General features: G+C 65.2%; 19 protein-coding genes and 1 tRNA gene. 2 read left to right on the top strand and 18 right to left on the bottom strand.

The window, feature by feature from the left end; genetic code table 11:
• Positions 1-72: 72 nt before the first annotated feature.
• The 12 genes from ACWGJ2_RS01015 to ACWGJ2_RS00960 form a co-directional block, all read right to left on the bottom strand.
• Entirely contained in the window at positions 73-507 is a 435-nt protein-coding gene (locus ACWGJ2_RS01015) for a DUF4262 domain-containing protein (RefSeq protein ID WP_453343771.1), read from the bottom strand.
• Positions 508-533: 26 nt separating this feature from the next.
• Positions 534-1718, bottom strand: a complete 1185-nt coding sequence (locus tag ACWGJ2_RS01010; protein ID WP_453343770.1) for a DUF932 domain-containing protein — start codon at positions 1716-1718, stop codon at positions 534-536.
• Between the two features lie 91 nt (positions 1719-1809).
• A complete protein-coding gene (locus ACWGJ2_RS01005) occupies positions 1810-2025 on the bottom strand; it encodes a hypothetical protein (RefSeq protein WP_453343769.1) in 216 nt (71 codons plus the stop codon).
• A gap of 63 nt (positions 2026-2088) precedes the next feature.
• A tRNA-Ile gene (locus ACWGJ2_RS01000) sits at positions 2089-2163 on the bottom strand.
• 302 nt (positions 2164-2465) lie between these two features.
• Positions 2466-3080: a DUF7178 family protein gene (locus tag ACWGJ2_RS00995; RefSeq protein ID WP_453343768.1), complete on the bottom strand. Its 615-nt coding sequence runs from the start codon at positions 3078-3080 to the stop codon at positions 2466-2468.
• A 464-nt stretch (positions 3081-3544) separates the two neighbouring features.
• Positions 3545-3913 (bottom strand): hypothetical protein, encoded by a 369-nt coding sequence (locus tag ACWGJ2_RS00990; RefSeq protein ID WP_453343767.1) that lies wholly within the window; start codon positions 3911-3913, stop codon positions 3545-3547.
• Between the two features lie 111 nt (positions 3914-4024).
• The gene (locus ACWGJ2_RS00985; protein WP_453343766.1) at positions 4025-4411 is read right to left on the bottom strand and encodes a hypothetical protein; all 387 of its coding nucleotides are present in this window, start codon (positions 4409-4411) and stop codon (positions 4025-4027) included.
• A gap of 173 nt (positions 4412-4584) precedes the next feature.
• Positions 4585-4995: a hypothetical protein gene (locus tag ACWGJ2_RS00980; protein ID WP_453343765.1), complete on the bottom strand. Its 411-nt coding sequence runs from the start codon at positions 4993-4995 to the stop codon at positions 4585-4587.
• Between the two features lie 121 nt (positions 4996-5116).
• The gene (locus ACWGJ2_RS00975) at positions 5117-5335 is read right to left on the bottom strand and encodes a hypothetical protein (protein WP_453343764.1); all 219 of its coding nucleotides are present in this window, start codon (positions 5333-5335) and stop codon (positions 5117-5119) included.
• A gap of 384 nt (positions 5336-5719) precedes the next feature.
• Complete coding sequence (locus ACWGJ2_RS00970; RefSeq protein WP_453343763.1) at positions 5720-6520, bottom strand: hypothetical protein; 801 nt, start codon at positions 6518-6520, stop codon at positions 5720-5722.
• Positions 6521-7093: 573 nt separating this feature from the next.
• Entirely contained in the window at positions 7094-8194 is a 1101-nt protein-coding gene (locus ACWGJ2_RS00965) for a cytochrome P450 (protein WP_453343762.1), read from the bottom strand.
• Positions 8195-8378: 184 nt separating this feature from the next.
• Positions 8379-9182, bottom strand: a complete 804-nt coding sequence (locus ACWGJ2_RS00960) for a winged helix-turn-helix transcriptional regulator (RefSeq protein ID WP_453343761.1) — start codon at positions 9180-9182, stop codon at positions 8379-8381.
• Positions 9183-9939: 757 nt separating this feature from the next.
• Here ACWGJ2_RS00960 and ACWGJ2_RS00955 point away from each other — a divergent pair.
• Complete coding sequence (locus ACWGJ2_RS00955) at positions 9940-10707, top strand: GGDEF domain-containing protein (protein WP_453343760.1); 768 nt, start codon at positions 9940-9942, stop codon at positions 10705-10707.
• 162 nt (positions 10708-10869) lie between these two features.
• Positions 10870-11361 carry a winged helix-turn-helix transcriptional regulator gene (locus ACWGJ2_RS00950; protein WP_453343759.1) on the top strand — a complete coding sequence of 164 codons (492 nt, stop codon included), beginning with the start codon at positions 10870-10872 and terminating at the stop codon, positions 11359-11361.
• Between the two features lie 140 nt (positions 11362-11501).
• Here ACWGJ2_RS00950 and ACWGJ2_RS00945 read toward each other — a convergent pair whose 3' ends face one another.
• From ACWGJ2_RS00945 to ACWGJ2_RS00920, 6 genes are all read right to left on the bottom strand, one after another.
• Positions 11502-14249 (bottom strand): hypothetical protein, encoded by a 2748-nt coding sequence (locus tag ACWGJ2_RS00945; protein ID WP_453343758.1) that lies wholly within the window; start codon positions 14247-14249, stop codon positions 11502-11504.
• A gap of 146 nt (positions 14250-14395) precedes the next feature.
• Entirely contained in the window at positions 14396-14839 is a 444-nt protein-coding gene (locus ACWGJ2_RS00940; protein WP_453343757.1) for a TadE/TadG family type IV pilus assembly protein, read from the bottom strand.
• A complete protein-coding gene (locus tag ACWGJ2_RS00935) occupies positions 14836-15270 on the bottom strand; it encodes a hypothetical protein (RefSeq protein WP_453343756.1) in 435 nt (144 codons plus the stop codon). Before ACWGJ2_RS00935 ends, ACWGJ2_RS00940 begins: the two co-directional genes overlap by 4 nt.
• 74 nt (positions 15271-15344) lie before the next feature.
• The gene (locus tag ACWGJ2_RS00930) at positions 15345-15824 is read right to left on the bottom strand and encodes a TadE/TadG family type IV pilus assembly protein (RefSeq protein WP_453343755.1); all 480 of its coding nucleotides are present in this window, start codon (positions 15822-15824) and stop codon (positions 15345-15347) included.
• A gap of 8 nt (positions 15825-15832) precedes the next feature.
• On the bottom strand, positions 15833-16027 hold the full coding sequence (locus ACWGJ2_RS00925) for a hypothetical protein (protein ID WP_453343754.1): 195 nt from the start codon (positions 16025-16027) through the stop codon (positions 15833-15835).
• A 32-nt stretch (positions 16028-16059) separates the two neighbouring features.
• Positions 16060-16953 (bottom strand): type II secretion system F family protein, encoded by an 894-nt coding sequence (locus ACWGJ2_RS00920; protein WP_453343753.1) that lies wholly within the window; start codon positions 16951-16953, stop codon positions 16060-16062.

Here is a 16953-nt window from a genome sequence, read left to right as displayed (position 1 = left end):
TGCGCCGCGCAGGATCGCCATGACGAGCTGAACTGCCCGGCCGAGGGCGCATACCGCATCAGCATTGACGCGTCACAGAAGTGGTTGCGCGTCCTCGGACAAGAGGCAGTGGGCATCGCCGGGAAACTGGTTGCGCTGGTCCGGCCAGAGGATCTGCCAGGCCGGAGGAGTGACCCCGTAGAGAGCATGGACGATCGCGAAGTCCTCCGGACGGCTCACCGGCCGTAACCTCAGCGCGAGCCCGCGCCGTAAGAGGCCCTTGACTTCCAGCCGGTCGAAGGGGTCGAGACCGGAGTCGGCGAGCATGACGGCGAAGGAGTTGAGCACGTTGTGCGATATCTCGACGTCCAGCCCCGAGAGCGCGAGCTCGTAGCCACGATCGGGGCCGGTGTGCAGGCCGACCGTGTAGGCGTAGGGAGCGCGACCATCCCCTACGTACTGCACAGCATGGCCATAGCGATCGACCGCTTCCGCCACGCGGCGAAGGTGAGCGTTGTCGTTGGTCATCTTCCTTCCTTTCGGGCAGCAGGGGGTCAGCTCCGACGGAGGAGCGTCAGGTGCCGGTGAGCCTGGGATTTCACTTCGTCGTCGGCACCTTCGAGCAGCCGCAGGCCCCGGGCGGCCGGTGCGTTGTCCTTCACGCCCGAGGCCGCGCTCGGACGGATCGGCGCGTAGTGATCCATGTATTCAGTGACGGCTCTTTCACCGGCATAGGCCGTGCGACCGGTTCGCTCCGCCTCGTCCGCGAACAGGCTGTGGAGTCGCTCACGACGTGCTTCACGGGTTCGCGTCGAACGTGCGGTAGCGGTGTCGTCCGCAGGCCACAGCGTGTCGATCAGTTCGTTGAACTCGTCGATCGCGAGGTTCGTGCGGGCCAGCGCGGTCTCCTCGTCCGCCCACCGGTCGTAGTACTTGAGGGACAGGCCGAGAGTTCGGCGGGCTTCCCGGATCCGGTCGACCGCGCTGCGGGTGTGCCGGATGCTCCAGCGGGTGAGCGCGTCCTGCACTGCGAGGCGCTCGGTGTTTCCGCAGACCGGTCGCCAGGGGGTTGCCACAACCTGGTACGGCGAGCGTCCGTCGTGGCTGTTGATCGCCACGATGAACGGAATGATCCGGTCGTTGATGCCCTGGGCGTCGACGGTTACGTGGTGGGGCAGGCGCAGGGTGACGAAGACCTTCTTGCCACCGCGCAGGGCTCCGGCTGATTCCCAGGTCACGCCGGAGTCGCCGACCAGTTCCTGGAGGAACTCGAAGGAACGTCGGTTCTGGATGACCTCGTAGCCCCGGCCTACGACGCCGAGAGAAGCTCCGGTATCGGCGCGCACCGTGTGGAAGAGGCCCTGGTGCTCGCGGGACTCGCCCTCCCAGCAGTACGTAGCTGGAACCGTCGCGACCTCGTAGTCGATTCCGGCGAGTTCCAGGACCTTGTCGATATCGTCGGTACCGCCAGGGATGACGTTGCCGAGGCTGTGCCAGGCCGGGACCGCCGAATACAGGGCGGCGGTTCCCCGCGACAGGTCAAGACCGTGTTGCGGGACGCCGCGGGAGCTGAGGATCTCCCCAGCGTCCCAGCCGGAGAGCACTCGGTAGCGCCCGTCAGCCAGGCGTTCCACGCTTCCGTCGGCCACTCGGGCCTCCAGCGACTCCGCCCAGTTGCGGGCAGCTTCTAACTGACCGGCACGCTCGGTTGCGAATTCTTCGTTGACGCTGTTGGACATGAGGAACTTCCTTCGTCTGAGAATTTCCCATTAGAGAGAAAATTCGAGGCCATGCCCCGTAGACCGGGATGCGAGCTGACGCACGCACGGGTCACTTCTCCCGAACACACTTGAAAATTGTTTCACTGAGGATGAATTCAGCGATCTCACCGCTGTATTTTCGGATGTGCACCCTGTCGCTGATCGCGATGAGTTGACCATCCCACACCGGATGACCGTCTGATAACGCGACCACATACAGTCCGAGGAAAGGCAAGAGAGCCTGCGGAGCCGTCGGACGCTCAACATATGTGACCTCTACAGCCAAAGCTCCTCCCCGCATTCCAGCAGCGTCAGCGGATGCGCCTGGGTGGTTAGATGTCATTGAGAGTGGTTGCGGCGGGACTCGAACCCGCGACCGCATCGGCTTATAAGACCGGCGCTCTACCAACTGAGCTACGCAACCCAAGGGGGGCCTTGCGCCGGGGCGCCGAGAGAGAAGATCGCGTCACGACTACCCCTCAGATAGAGGAGGCCCGAGCACCCCCAGGAGAGAGGGCGGGGGCTGAGGGTGCCCGGGGGCTTTGACGGTCCAGCACGAACAGCTGGACACGAGTCCGGGTAGGAACTCCGGGATGTGGCAGTTTCCGCTACTGGAGTAACTACTTAGATACGGCACGGGAAACTTCCCAATTACCGATCTCCGCGGAATTGTTTGACGCACATGCGGTACCCGCCCGAGGACGGGGCGCCTTAGCACGCGAGACTTCATACGCGTGGCACGCGTCCGCTCCGCGTCCCTGTGCCCGCGACACGTTCGGTGTGGACGACCCAGGTGACCGACTGCACGGTGCTGGGCAACTCGTGAAGTCGCTGCGCCGCCTCGCGGTAGCAGTCCGCCAAGAGCTTGTACCGGGCTGCGCTGCCCAGCCCTCGGTCACGCTGCCCGTAAATCTCACCTACCGCGACATCGTGCGCGTGGCGGTCGATCACCACCGCGTCCGGGTCGGACGGATCAGCGATACAGCGGTAGAACATGCCGGTCTTTCGGTCCATGGGCAGCACCTCCGTGGGGTCTGCCCCTGCCATGATCTTCGAGACCTTGGTCAGCGCGTCCTGCACGTGACCTGACGGCACGCCGCTCTCGTAGGCGTACTGCGCTAAGCGACGATTCTCCGACCACGACTTGTTCGCGGAGAGAGCGGCGAGCACCCCTGCTCCTCTCCGGAAGTCGCCGTCAGCGATCAGCGCTGCGAGGTCGTGGGCAGTTTGGTACCAGGTGCGTCCGCGCTGTTTCTGTTCCGGGCTGGCGGAACGCCACATCGCGATGATGTTGCGTACGTAGTGCTCGCGTCTTTCTTCAGATGCATTGACGGGGATCACGACGTGCCTCCCTCCGCTGTGAGAGGTCGGACGGCTGTCTTCAACGGAGCCCGGCGGATCCCGTCCGACGGCGGCTCCGGCTTCGCGACGGTGATCCGCCGGCGCGAAAGGAGGCACCCCCTGCGCGCTTGAGCTGAGAAGGGAGCGCCTCGACGGGGCTGCGCCGCTGACCGTCCGCGGGCGTCCAGAACTGTGAGGCGGCCCCGGACTACATCTCCTCATGCCGCTATCCCGTGTGGAGCCGTCTCTCGCGCTGGCCGCTGACGCGTGGCAACCTCGCTCTTAGGTCCCGCCTCTCCAAAGATCGGGACCGCGAGAGCTCCAAGGCACCGGGCACCAAGCCCGAGAAGGCGCAACGGGGCGGCATCCCCGTTGGCGACACTTGGAGCTCTCGCTCATGAGGCAGGTGGCTGAACCCGGGAGGAGTTCCCCGAACTCTCCTTCCACGGAGGCATCAGCCGGGGTCAGAGCATGATCTCCGTTCCTGTTGCCAGGTCGAAGATCGCCTGCTGCTCACGTTTCCTCCCCGCTGAAATGGCTTCCTGTCGGTCGGCGATGATCTCGACCGGATCTACGTAGATCACCCCGTCGGCCAGCCACCCTCCTAAGCCAGTCGCGGCGCCGTACCGCGCCGTGACGTCGCCGACGAGTTCCGCGAACGCGTCGAACGGCGCGAGGGCTGTGATGGTGTGCTGGGTGGGGGTGAGACTCACCGCGTAGCCCTCGGTGGGTACGTAGGCACTCCCATTCGGACGAGTCATGACGGTGAACCCGCCGGACAGAAAGAGCGCGTCGTACAAGGAGGCCACGGCAAGGGTGGTCAGAGTGTCCATGATCAGTCCTCTCCATGCTGATCACGTCCCGCCCGGCATGGCGGGGAACCTGTGTCTGCGAAGCGAAGAGGGCGCACGCCCGGCATGGACGTGCGCCCTCGTGGCTGAGCCTCAGGACCCAGCGTGTACACCGAGCAGAGCAAGGAGGCCGCTCCACTCCGCGTTGCCGTACTCGGCGATCAGCCAAGCGATGATTCCGCCCACCGTCAGCAGCACCGACTGCGAGGCAACGACATATAGACCCTGCAAAAGGCGCCGCTTGTCCGCGAACCACTGAACATCGATCGCTACAGAGCAGCCGAACAGGCTGGGGTGGTACTCCCTGTGGACCCGACCGAACTTCGGGTGCAACCGAGTGACGTGCACACGGTGCCCGTCGGTCGCGTGCTCGATGACCTTCTCGAACCGCCACGCCTGCCCAGCGTTGGGGCCGGAGACCATGTGGATCGTGTCGCCCGGCTCGACGGGGGTCGCTGTGGCGTCATTGATGAGGTCCATGATCCCTCTCCTCGATCATGTGCCTGGAACGGACGGGCGACGGCACCCCATCAGGGGTGCCGCACCCATGCCACGCGGCAGACGTCTCATCAGTGCAGTCCGGAAACGACGGAGCCCGGATGGTCACCGTCATGCCGCTCCACGTTTCTGATGCGCCATGACGCGAGGGGGCATCAGGCGATACCGAACTGAAGGTCGGCCAGTACGTCACCCCCTTCGCCGTTGCGCGCGGCCCAACGGCGCATTCCATCCACACGGTGGGGGTGGAACGGCGCCCAGTCCGTAGGCAGCACACGCAGAAACTCCCGCGCCTCGTGCTCCTCGATGGAAATGATCGTTTTCAGGAGGGAGGCGTACAGGTCCTCGTTGGTGAAGTTCTTGACCACGAGCGGGAATTCCGCATACGTGGTGATCGTCTGCGGGTACCCGGCCTTCGCTTGGTCCCGGTTGCTGTTGCGCGCCGGATAATCCACGCGAACAACGACGGTGTCCTCGAACCGCTGTGTGTGATCGCGCGCCGTGAAACTCCACCCCGGCTTGTAGATCACGTCCTGGATCAGCTCGATCGCGCTAGCGGTTTCCATGATTCTTCTCCTGTGTCACAGGCGCTCCCGCATGAGCGCCCCCAGACAGCGCACGTTCGAGACGTGCGCTGAAGTGGGGCTCAACAGAACGCACATGGCCCGTCGGCCACCGCGATCCGGGTCAACGCTTCTCAGGAATTCCGCCGCGTTGGGCTGCGGCGCGAGCCGCCTCACGCGTGGCGGTGTGCTGAACGAACGTGCCCCGACCGTTGATCACGCCCCAAGAACCCTCGTTCGGATCCCAATCGACGTCGTACGTCTCGCCGTAGCGTGCGGCCATGACCAACCGACGCACATCGGCACCGTTTGATCCGAACGCGTACTCTATTGAACGAGCCATGATCCCTCTCCTACCGATCATGTACGCCCCTCATACTGGTATCCGCGAGGGACGAAAAGACAATGGAAACCGGCAGGCCGCTCATCACCCTCAGCCGCCGATAACTCAACCGAAGGCATCGTCACGAGAAGCAACGAGCCCTCACATAAATACGGCGCCCCGAACCACCCGATTACCGATCACACGCAAGAATCTTCGGGAACCCCCAGAACGCCAACAGCGGAACGCCTCTCCGAGTCTGGATCGCGGACTTGCGTTCTCACATAAATACGGCGCGCAGAGACACCCGAATACCGATCACCGAAAATCTCCTTACGGCCACCCGAGACAGCAAAGGTGCCCCGAACCATGAGGTTCGGGGCACCAGTACCCACTGAGCCGCGACTAGTCGCCTTTCTGCCGTTCCGCGCTGCGATAGACCAGCTCTTCCCGGGCAGCGTCAAGCGACGCTGCCAAGGAGCGGTATTCCTTCACTGCGACGTCCCGCGCACGCTGCACCTTCGAGGACGAGTTGAGCGGCCCCCCGTACACCTCTTGCGCCGTTTTCCCCATCACAGGGGCACGTCCGAGATCATCCACTTGACTCGCGATGCGCAGCACGCGACGTAACGTCGGGTACTCACTTCCGTCACCCCACACGGAACGGAAAATCGCTTCGCTGTTCCCTGACAGGTAGGGGGTTACGGCTAGCGTGGAAAGCTTGTCCGCATGCGGAATTCCACGGGTAATCTTATCTCCGGGCATGGAGTCGATTTCTTCCGGCTTGACGTCCAGCCGGTATCCGTTCCGCGCGGCGGAATCCCGGACTGCCCAGTACCGAAGCGTCTTACGAGTGACGATGATCGTTTCCCCGTCGCGTCGGACGTACTGCCACGCGGAAGGTTCGCGAGTCGCAACCCAGACAGCAGCAACCTCGCAGGTAGTGATGATCTCGCGCAGTCGCTTCGCGAAGATCAAAACGGCATCTTGGGTGACGTCGTCGCTCACGTCGTCCGTCCCGTACAGCGCACTCCCATTTCGAAGAACGCTCGCACTGCCATCCATCCGCTTCCGTGAACGCGTAGAATCGACGGTTCGGCAATACCCCCGCGCGATCTTTTGCAGGTCGATGAAATCTTCCCACGTTACGCGCTCCATGTCTTCCGCCGTAGCATCCCCCGACCGGCGGTAACCTGAATCGGCCACGATCGTCTCCGATCGCTCTCGACGTGTACCCGATGTACTACGTCTCGATAGCCCAATTATCTCGCAATTCATGGGCACAGCAAGGCTGCACGCAATAAAATCTGTTGATTCTTTTCAGCTACCCACACAGGGAGAAACTTCGAAACCCCCCTGAAGGAATGCAGCATAAGTACGGGAGAAAATATTTACCCCAAGAAAGAGAGGGGTGAATTAAGATGCGCAAAGGAATTTCACTTGCAAGATAACAGTGATTGGAAAATATCGCGATCTAATCTAATACACGCCCTCTCTCTCACACCCGCGAACAGTCTGTTCAGGTACCCACGCAGTACTGAGTCGCGGCATCGACTGGAAGGGGGCAAGGAGGGAATCACCTGCGCAGACCCCCAAGACAAGGGGTACCGCTCTAACAGGAAATCAGAAAAGAAGGTTCATAGGTAAGGAAGTAGGAATCCCGCCAGGCAATTGAGGGATCCCTCCTGAAGAACCGGGACGGCGACAGGAGAATCACCTGCTTGTCCCGTTCCGGAACTGAGAACCAGAGGACGTTCGAGCCCCTCAGGAGAGGCACGGCTACCAGGTCACGGGCAGCTCGCTGAGGCTACAGATCCGGCTTCCGCTGGTCCATGGCAGGTCTTGGAGGCGACAGGCGAGAGCAAGGTTGGGGAAACGCCCGATGACCGACCCGATGGCGACTTGCAGCTCCACGCGCGCGAGGTTGGCCCCCAGGCAGTAATGAGGGCCGTGCCCGAAGGCAACGTGCTTGTTGTTCTGTCGCCGGATGTCGAATGCCTCTGGCTCCGGGAAGTGCTGAGGATCGTAGTTTGCCGCGGCGACAGGGGCGAGGACGGCCTCCCCTTGGCCGACCGGGCAGCCGGACGGCAGTGACAGACCTTCGGTGGCCACACGCAGCAAGCCGCCGTGGCCGGGCACTTCCGCCCGCAGGATCTCTTCGACGGCGTTGGGCAGCAGCTCTGGGTCGTCGCGGAGTGCCGCGAGCTGGTCGGGATGGCGCAGCAGGGCGAGGACACCACGGCCGATGACGTTCCCGGTGGTCTCGTGCCCGGCGACGATCAGTCCGCGCACCATGCGGCCGAGTTCGTCTGCACTCAGCCGGTCCTCGGCGTCATGGGCGGTAATGAGGTCGTCGAGAAGGTCTGTGCCGGGGTGACGCCGGTGTTCATCGATGAGCTGGTCGACGTAGGCGACGAACTCGGCTCCGGCCCGGGCCCGCTCAGTTGCGGCGGCGGCGCTGGTGGAGAGGAATACGTCCGACCACGCTCGGAAGCGGGGGCTGTCCTGCGCAGGAACGCCCAGAAGTTCGCAGATGACGTTGATCGGCAATGGAAAGGCGAAGGCGTCCAGCAGGTCGACGGGCGGCGCCTGGGCGGTGAGAGCGTCGAGGAGGTTGTCGGCCATCCGCTGAACCTGCGGGCGCCACGCTTCAGCACGCCGAGGAGTGAAGGCCGCCTGTACGATGCGCCGCAGACGGGTGTGCTCCGGTGGGTCCATGTTGACCAGGGCATGCGGGTCGTCGGAGATGTCACGATCGCCGAGCATGCGGGGCGCGCCGCGGTAGCGCAGGTTGCGGGTGAAGCGCGGATCGGCGTGGACTTCGCGGATGTCGTCGTACGCGGTCGCCAGCAGAACCGTATCGCCGCTGGGAAGCCGCACGGGGTTGAGGGGACAGCTCCCTCGCTGGCCTGTATATGCCTGGGGCGGACTGCCGTGTTCTCCCGGCGGGAATGGGAAGGCATCTGCTCTGCCGTGATTTTCGCTTGCCGTCGACACGGGAGCACTCCTCATCGTCGATGAACAGGCATGCACCGCACAGTGTCTGACGTCAAGTCAGCTATTTCTAGAGGTCTGACTCATGGGGCGGGGTCAACGACCGACGGATGCGAATGACTTCGGCCAGGTGGCGCTGGTAACGCCCGCCCCATTCGCCCACCGGGGCGAGAGCGGAGAACAGGTCGCTCCCCGTCGAGGTCAGAGTGGACCGAGCCGAGGAGGCGAACTGGGGTGTCCGGGACTCGTGAAGGATCAAGCCCCCGTCGACCAAGCGGTGCAGCGTGTCCCACAACATCTTCTCGGACAACGTCCGGCCGCCGGTGATGTCCCGGTTCCGCTTGATTCCCCCGTTGATCTCCGCAACGAGATCAGACGGGCGCTGAGGACCGTGACGCAGAGCCGCAATGATCGAGAAGGACCAGCGTAATCGTAGAATTTCCAGAGCCACACCGATCCCCCGCCAGTACTCCTGCTCACGGTTGCGCTGATTGATCATCGTGAACTCAGGTTCGCGGGGAGCGGTGCCGCGATGCCGCATCAGTTGACGAACGAGCTGATCGCGATGCTGATCAGCCCAGCCGCCGACAGAGTCCAGGGCACACAGCAACTCCGTGCTCATTTGAGTCGACGCCCATGGAGCTGCGATGTTCGCCGCGGCCGGCCAGGGGTGACGCCTGATCATCTTTTCTCTCTCCATCCGGCTCAGGGTGGCGTGGAGAGTCTTCTCGTGCAGCACTCGGGTAGTCAGGTCCGCGTTCCGAGCGTTGCCTTCGTTGATGTGATGAAGGATTTCAGTCGGCCGCATGGCGGCTTCCCGGATGGCCACCAACACGGGGAACGTCCAAAGATTGCGCAGTAGCTCGATGGTCATGCCGATGTGACGGAGGCATCTGCGTTCGGCTTCTATATCCACTGGATGACACGCCCTCCGGGGAGCTGAAGATGGCGAGACGTAGGCGAGTGACAAGCGCGACAACGGGCCCATCCCCACTTCAGCCGACTGACACCAAGCCCTGATCTCGACCGTGGGGTTGTGAAGTTTAGCGCGCGCCTGCGCGTTCTCCACTTCCCACGTATGACTGCTTCAGCATGGCTGCCCTCCAATTCCATGCAAGGTCGCCGATCCATGGCCCCTCACCAATGGTGAACATCATCCGATGCCCTCACTCAAAAACCGGCCCGCCAGACTTGTCTCCCGGCGAGACTTACCTTGAAGTTAGATAGGGCGGTTGGTGTAAACCAGTAGAGCAGCAGCAACAGTAGCGACCCCGGGAGCCGCTACCGAGATCTTGGGTGCGGGGCACCCCGGGGCGCTCGACCATATACGGAATACACCATTCGTCAGGTGATCACAGTCATGCACCGAGCTACATGAGCGCCACCCGACAACCTTCGCTGTCCGATCAAGGAATTGCCAGGGTCTCGCTTCCCAGAGGAGCGGCGCCCCGTGAATATCGAATTCCGGTGTGAGGGAGAGAAGGACGGTGTCTACCCCTCCGACATCCGCCGACGGCCTCATCATCCCCTTGCGCCATGAGACGAACAGGGGCCTCGGATACGCAAATACGAGTGAGAGCACGAGGCATCGTGCTGACAACCATCCGCAGGACGCGTTCGCCACCCCCGAGGTGGAGATCTTCGAACAGGCAGAGCCACCTTGCTGTCCGGCCTGTGGAGCTTCTCCCACGGACGAACTCACCGGACTGCTGGACCGGCGAGCTTGGGATCGCGGCGCCTCACAGGCCCTGGCTCACACCCGTCACGGCCGTCGCTCGCTCGCGCTGATCCTCGCGGACCTCGATCGCTTCAAGGCCGTGAACGATAACTTTGGGCACCTCGCCGGTGACGCGGTGTTGCGTGCCGCAGCTTCCGTGCTGCGGCGCAGTGGTGGTGGCCAGGGACTCGTCGGCCGTTACGGCGGATGTGCCGGCGACGAGTTCCTTATCTTGCTGCCGGACACAGATCTCGACAGCGCACTGGCGATCGCCCGAGACATCCAGCGCGGGATCTGCAGCCTCTCCGTCAATGTTCGGACAGGACGGAATACGACGGTGCCCATCACAGGGCAGACCGTCTCCATGGGAGTAGTCGCCCATACCAATCTGACTCCCGGAGACTTGTCCGAACTGCTCTTGAACTGTGATACGGCTCTATGCAAGGCCAAAGATCGAGGAGGCAATCAGATATGCCGTGGTGATTCCGAGATGGCGGAAGTTCAACCTGCTGCCCCGCAGACCCATCTGGTTGACGCGCAACAGCTCGACAGCGGGGAGATCTGCATCGCGTTCGACCCGTGCCTTCACACTGCACCTCTCGACGCACATCAACTCATCGTTTCAACAGACGCAGCTAGAAACCTCCTGCGAGCACTGTCAGATCTGTTCACTACTCGATGAGACCTTGCACCTGTCCCAGCGTTCCTTCCAAGCAGAGTTTGCTCTCGTGGCCAGGTCCAGTGGCTTTAGTTGAGCTGCGCCACCGTAGACAGGTGAACGTGATGCGAGTGGGCAGGAAGATCGGCATTCGCGCGGAGAACCGTCACGGAAGGAGTGAGAGAAATGCCTACCGAGAGCGACCAACCCCCCTGGCACACAGGAAACTTACCTCAACCACTCGTGAAGGACAGCGAGGTAGCCGAATCGCCGAAGAGTGCACAACTGGACCTACTGACGCAGAACTTCCGCGACGTTCTCCATTTCATGAATGGAGAATGGATCCCTGACGTTCTGGTGACACTCAAGAACGGCCCCAAACTGTATACCGATCTCCTGTATTCCGTTCGCGCCAACACTTGCGACGACGGCTGGTCGGACAAGCATCATCGTTACCTCCAGGAGAGCGTACTGAACCGTACTTTACGGCGCATGGAGCAGACCGAACTCATTCAGCGCAGAAGAGACTCCGAGTTCCCCTACCGTGTTTCCTATCGGCTCACCTCAGCCGCCGACAGGCTCCTCCACCTGATGGCGCCGGCGGTTTCTGCATGGTGCAGCGAGAACGCCGAGCTGGTAGTGCGCGCACAACAGCACCCCAGACGACGCCCCGAGTAGCAGGTTCCCGACCCTCTCTTCCGACGGCCGCACAAATGCCCGCGTGATCCCCGCTGGTAGCCACTCGGCCTTCGGAGGGATCGTCTTATGCCGCCCGTTCGGCGGTGAACAGGAAAATAGCGTCCTTCCACCCGCGAAGGTCACTCCGCAGTGTCGCCGAGGATGCCCGGGTCGCCGGCCCCGAACCGTTGCAGCGATGCACACACGGACTCGGTCTCTTGGCTGGGACGCTCGTCGAGTTCGGCAAGCGCAGTGGTCAGCAGCGCGAGGGTCCTGGGGATGGCGTCGTGGTGACCGAGACGGGCTTGGCACCGGGCGATGTCTCGGTAGAGGGCCTCGTTGTAGGGGTCGAGGGCTCGGGCACGTTCGAGCAGGAGGAGGGCGCACTCCGGCCGGGCCTCGCCCACGGAGCGGGCAAGGCCGGTGATGCTGTCGAGCACGTCACGACGCAGAGCTTCTCGCGGGGCTTCCAGCCACTCGGCAGCGACGTCTTCTGCCAGGTCGCCTCGGTAGAGAGCGTCGATCTGCTGAACGGCGGCAGCCTCATCGGCTCCGGGGCTGTGCCGCAAGGCGGTCAGTACCCGTTGCAGCCGCCAGGCGTCGACGCTGACCTGCGCCTCGTCGAGTACGTAGCGCCCGCCATCGTGGAGGATGAGGTCGCTCACCGCACCGTCGGTCACCGTGCGGAGGGCACGGCGGAGCTGGCTGAGTGTGGCGTGGAGTGCGTTGTACGGACGGTCCGTAGGGGCCTCGGGCCAGATCGCTGTCGCCAGAGCTCCCCTTCGCGCTCCGTCCGGATGCAGCGCGAGGAAGATCAGGACTTCACGCTGGCGGGGTGCGAGAGCGCTGGTGAGGTCCTGCTGCTGATCGCCGTGGTGAAGCACCATCTGGAAGCGGCCCAGGAGCGCCATCGTCAGAGGTGTCTCCGGTTCAGCGCGGTCGTCTGCCAGCTCGTCCGGTGGTCCAGCCGATGCGTGGTTGCTGGCTTGCTCGGGCTCCGTGGTGGTTCGGGTGGCTCTGGGGTCAGAACGTGTCGCGGCTTCGCCGGGCCCGGGAGGGGTTTCGCGAGCGCGCCCCGTCCCGGTGACCGACTGGTGTGTGCGTGAAGCGGTTTCGAGCCTCGGGTCACTGTCCGACTGCTGGGGGCTGGAGTCAGTTGCCGGGAGAGGGCCCGAGGTGTGGGGGCTGGGAGGTTCGACGGTGACGTCGGCGTCGCGAAGCAGGTCGAGCAGAGCCTCGGTGTCCGGGCGTGGAAGTGTGAACAGTCGGCTTCCCACGAGGGTGTGGGCGAGGATGGTGCTCATGGCGGAGACAGTGCCGTCCGACATGACGCGAGCAGTGGCGCCTGGAGGCCACTGTCCGACGATGACACCCGCCAGGCCGAGAACGGAACCGTTGTCGAGGATGGCTTGCAGGCGCTGTTCGGCGCCTGGGTCGGGTGTGGCCACGAGTACCAGTTCCTCGGTGGTCTCCGCGTCGGCTGCGGGGTCAGCCTCACGGTCGACGGCGGTGCGCATGCGGGTGAGAAGTTCGGCCTCCAGGTGGTCCAAGGCCGCTTCCAGGTCGGCGACGATGCGCAGTTTGGCCAGGTGGGGCCGGGAGACGATGTTGTCGCCGAGGAGGAGCTCGGCGTCGTGGGCGGGCATGAGGAGGGCGCTGTGGGGCCCTTCGGGGTGGTGGCGCTCGGCGAGCAGAGTGGTTACCAGAGCTCGGGTGGCGTCAAGAGCTCCTGGTCCGACCAGTCCCAGCCCGCGAGTTCGAGCCAGGTTCAGGGCGAGGTCCTGACCGTTCTTGGTGGCGAGGACGTGCGTGCGTCTCGGTGTGGCGGCCTCGCTCGGTCCTTCAGCCTGTATGTCCCCGTTCTTGTGCTCGCCTGACGTGTCGTCGATGCGGCTGCCGCTGGTGGTCGTCGGACTCGTTTGGTCGTGGGCCAAGCGGAGGGCACGGACGACCGGAGCGCTGGCCAAGTCGTCGCGTTGTCCGCTGCCGGGGCGGTAGTGCACACGGTGCCATCGTTTCCTGGACAGCCACGCGGCGGCGATCAGGGCAGCCAGCCCCACGCTGACGAACGCCCCGGTCGGCAGGGATATACCGGGGCTCGGGCGGGTTTCGTGAGCACGGTCGCCGGGAGTGGGTGGAGGGCTGTCCGGCGTCGGCGTGGGGCGGGTGCTCGGTTCCTCGGCGTCGGGGCCGGGAGAAGGCGGCTTCGGGCCGTCAGGGGGGTGGCGGTCTTCGCGGTCGGGGGGCTCAGGGCGAGGCTCGTCGGGAAGGCGAAGGACCCAGCCGGGACGGATCAAGTTGGGCGTGGTCAGGGTTTCGCCATTGAGTTGTGCCCGACCGCGGTTGAGTGCGTAGATCTCCGGCCATCGGCTGCCGTCGCCCAGTTCCCTGGCGGCGATGCGCCACAGGCTGTCGTGGATGCCGTGTTCAGGCGGACGCACCACGGCCGTCTCCGAGCCAGGTCGCGGCACTCGTGCGGGCCGCTCCGACGACGGTTCCAAGCGGGCGGTGGCATCTGGCGTGAGGAACGGCTGATGTGGGGGCGGGCTGATCGTGTTGGTTGGGGAGTGGTCAACGCTGGCGGAGGCGTACGTTGGCACTCCGGGTGGGGTGGGTCGGCTGTTGAGCAGCGCCAGGACGATGGTGCCCAGCAACGCGGCGGTCAGAGCCCGCAGCGGTCCGGCGGGTCGCGCGGTGGGCCACGGGGTCGTCCGTAGGAGGTCGCCGACGGTTCGGGCGAGGTCGAGGACGAACATGGTCCACGTTGCCCACAGCAAGCAGGCCAGGACGTCGAGCAGTAGGGGTGTGCTCAACGGGGTGAGCAGTGCCGCCTGGATCTCGGACCAGGTGGGCAACTGTTCCGGCAGAGGCCAGCCGACGTACGTCACCAGCCCCCAGGGGATGCCGACTACCAGGGCCAGGAGAAGACCTGCGGCCGGGAGGGCACGAAGGAGTCGGCCGACTTGGTGACGCCGTCCTCGTCGAAGACGCGTCGCCAGCCTGTGGTGAGAACGAGCCGACGTGGCTGGGCCTCTCATGGGACGGAATCGCTGACGCCGTGGCGAGGGTGGGCGGTTCCGGAGCCGGTCACGGTCAGCGTGCGAAGTCCGGCGAGGCGGAGGAGCCGGGTGGGCTGCCGCGCGGTGACCGTGACCGTCACCGATTGCTCGGTCGCGATCGCGGTGCCGGAGTCGCCGGTGTCCGCCAGATAGCGTTGTGCCAGGTCGCGGGCCTGGTCTGGTCGCAAGCGCAGAACGTTGGTGGCCCGGTACGCCTCCAGGTCGACCGCCTGGGCGCCGGCGCGGGCGGCTTCCTGTGCCTCGCTCAGTGCGCGGACCTTCGCTGCGAGCGCCAGGCCACCGTCGACGGCCAGTCCGGCGAAGAGCACCACGACTCCGGCGAGGGCGACGAGGAATGCGGTGACCTGCCCACGGTCATCACCAACCGAACCTCGTCGACGGGCGGCGTGCCGGTTCATGTGGCGCTCCCCTGTCCGGAGTGGGCGACGGAGGATGGTGTGGGGCCGAGCGCTGTGCCGCGGTAGACATCGACCGGGGCGGCGAAGTCGGCGTGGACGGTGGTCGTGCCCGGGAGGCGTAGCAGCGCGAGGTCCTGGAGGCCGACCGTGCAGACGAGGGTGACCCTCACCGTGGAGCCGGGCCGCAGGCTGCCGTGGGTGTCCACCGCGAGGGACTGGCAGGTGATCCCGGCCTGGTCCAGTGCCGCGGAGGCGGTGGAGCGCGCCCGGGTGTCGGCTGTTGTCGGGGTGCGGGCCTGGCTTGCCGCGCGGGTGGCCTGGTGGGCCGCGTCCTCGATACGTATCAGCGCGTCGGGCAGCCGTATGCAGTACACGAGGAACCACAGCATCAGGATCAGCACCGGGGTGAGCACCACCACCTCGGCCGTCACCCCTCCCCCGTCGACGCGGATCCCCCCGACAGCTCCGCGCGGCGTTCCGTCTACGGCGGGAAGCGGGCCCTCGTTCATGGCGCCGCCTGATCGGCTGGCCGGAATTTCTCCAGGGGGCCAGCGGCTTCGGCATGGACCGGCACGTACAGGAACGGCACGACGCTGCTGGTGCGTCCGTCGACGCGGACCGAAGCGTTCTCCGGTCCACGGTCCACGTCGACATGTACGTCGCGCAGCGGTCCGTGACCGAGCTGGTCCAGCACGTGCTGCGCGTCGGCCCGGCCGGCCTGGGCGGTGCCGCCCTCCACACGAGTGGCGGCCAGGGCATGGGAGGCAACGGCCTGCGCCACGTGGAGGCCATGGCCCCACACAGCAACCTGGGCGATCGTCAGGATCAGTGCGAACAGCGGCGGAAAGATGATCACGATTTCCGTGGTGGCCGCCCCGCGGTCTTCACGGGAGCGCCCGTCGGTTCGGCGGACCCACGGCAGGCGGGCGCGTCCTGCGCCGGCGGGGCAGGGCCGAGCAGATGCAGCGGTCGCGGTGGACGTCATCACGTTGCCTACTTCCACAGGGCGCTGCGAGCCGCGTCCAGGATCTCTGGGCCCCATATGGCCACGATGGACATCGCGAGGCCCGTCAGGGTCGCGGTCCAGATCACGACCTCGGAGGTATACCCGCGGTCCTCGCGGGCCGAGGTACGCAGCCAGGAAACGGCACGCGGAATGATCGAAGCGAACAGTGACAGTGAAGGCACGGCGGGCCTCCTCACGGGTGTTGGTGACCGGTTCATAGGGAGGTGGTGACGTGGGTCAGAGCGGGATAGAAGACGAAGAGGAGGAATCCGACGGCCATCAGCGCGGCCGGCACCGCCATCCGCTCGGTCGCCGCGTTCGCTTCCGCTTCGGCTTCGCTGCCGTCTTGATGTCGTAGCGCCACGGCCTTCGCGGCAAGGGAGGCGCGTATCCGTGCGCCTTCGGTGCCGGCCAGGGACAGCGCGGCGGCGAGTTCGGACAGCTCGCTGATCTCCAGTTCGTCGCCGAGCCGTCCCAGGGTCTCCCAGGGGGAAGTGCGGGTGAGCCGGGCGATGTCCAGGGCGTGGCTGATCTGCTGGAAGGCCCAGCCGTGCCCGACACGGGCCGCGTCGTTCAGTGCCCCGTCCACGCCCGCGCCCCCAGCGAGGAGGAGGTGGACCAGGTTGAGGTAGGCGCCCAGGGCGTGGCGGAAGGCTCTCCGGCGCTTGGCGGCTTTGGTCCGCACCGTGGCGTCCGGCAGGAGAAAGCCGCCCGTGGCGAGGAGCAGCGACCCGGCCAGGGGCATCATCCAGGGCAGCGGCCGGTCGTCGAGGGCGAGCACCAGCTCGAACGCGGCAGGCAGCAGCAGCCCGGTGAGCGCCAGCGCTGCCTTCTCGGCCAGATGGACCTCGGCTGACCGCTCGGTGATCGCCAGGTCCCGGGCCAGAGCCCGGCTCGGGAGTCCCAGGGCTCGCTGGATACCGACGAAGGGCCGTCCCAGGTGCTGCGCCCACCCCGCGTCGCTGGTGGGGACGAGCGGGGGCGGGGCCGATTCGCTGCGCAGGCGGGCGATGAGCGTGGTCAAGGGCGGTGGGGGCGGCACCAGCCAGACCACCAGAGCCCACAGCCCCAGCCCCACACCGGCCGCGAGCAGCAGAAGCGCGATCAC

The organism is Streptomyces sp. NPDC054796 (assembly GCF_053611545.1).
This window is presented reverse-complemented; position numbering and strand designations above follow the sequence as displayed.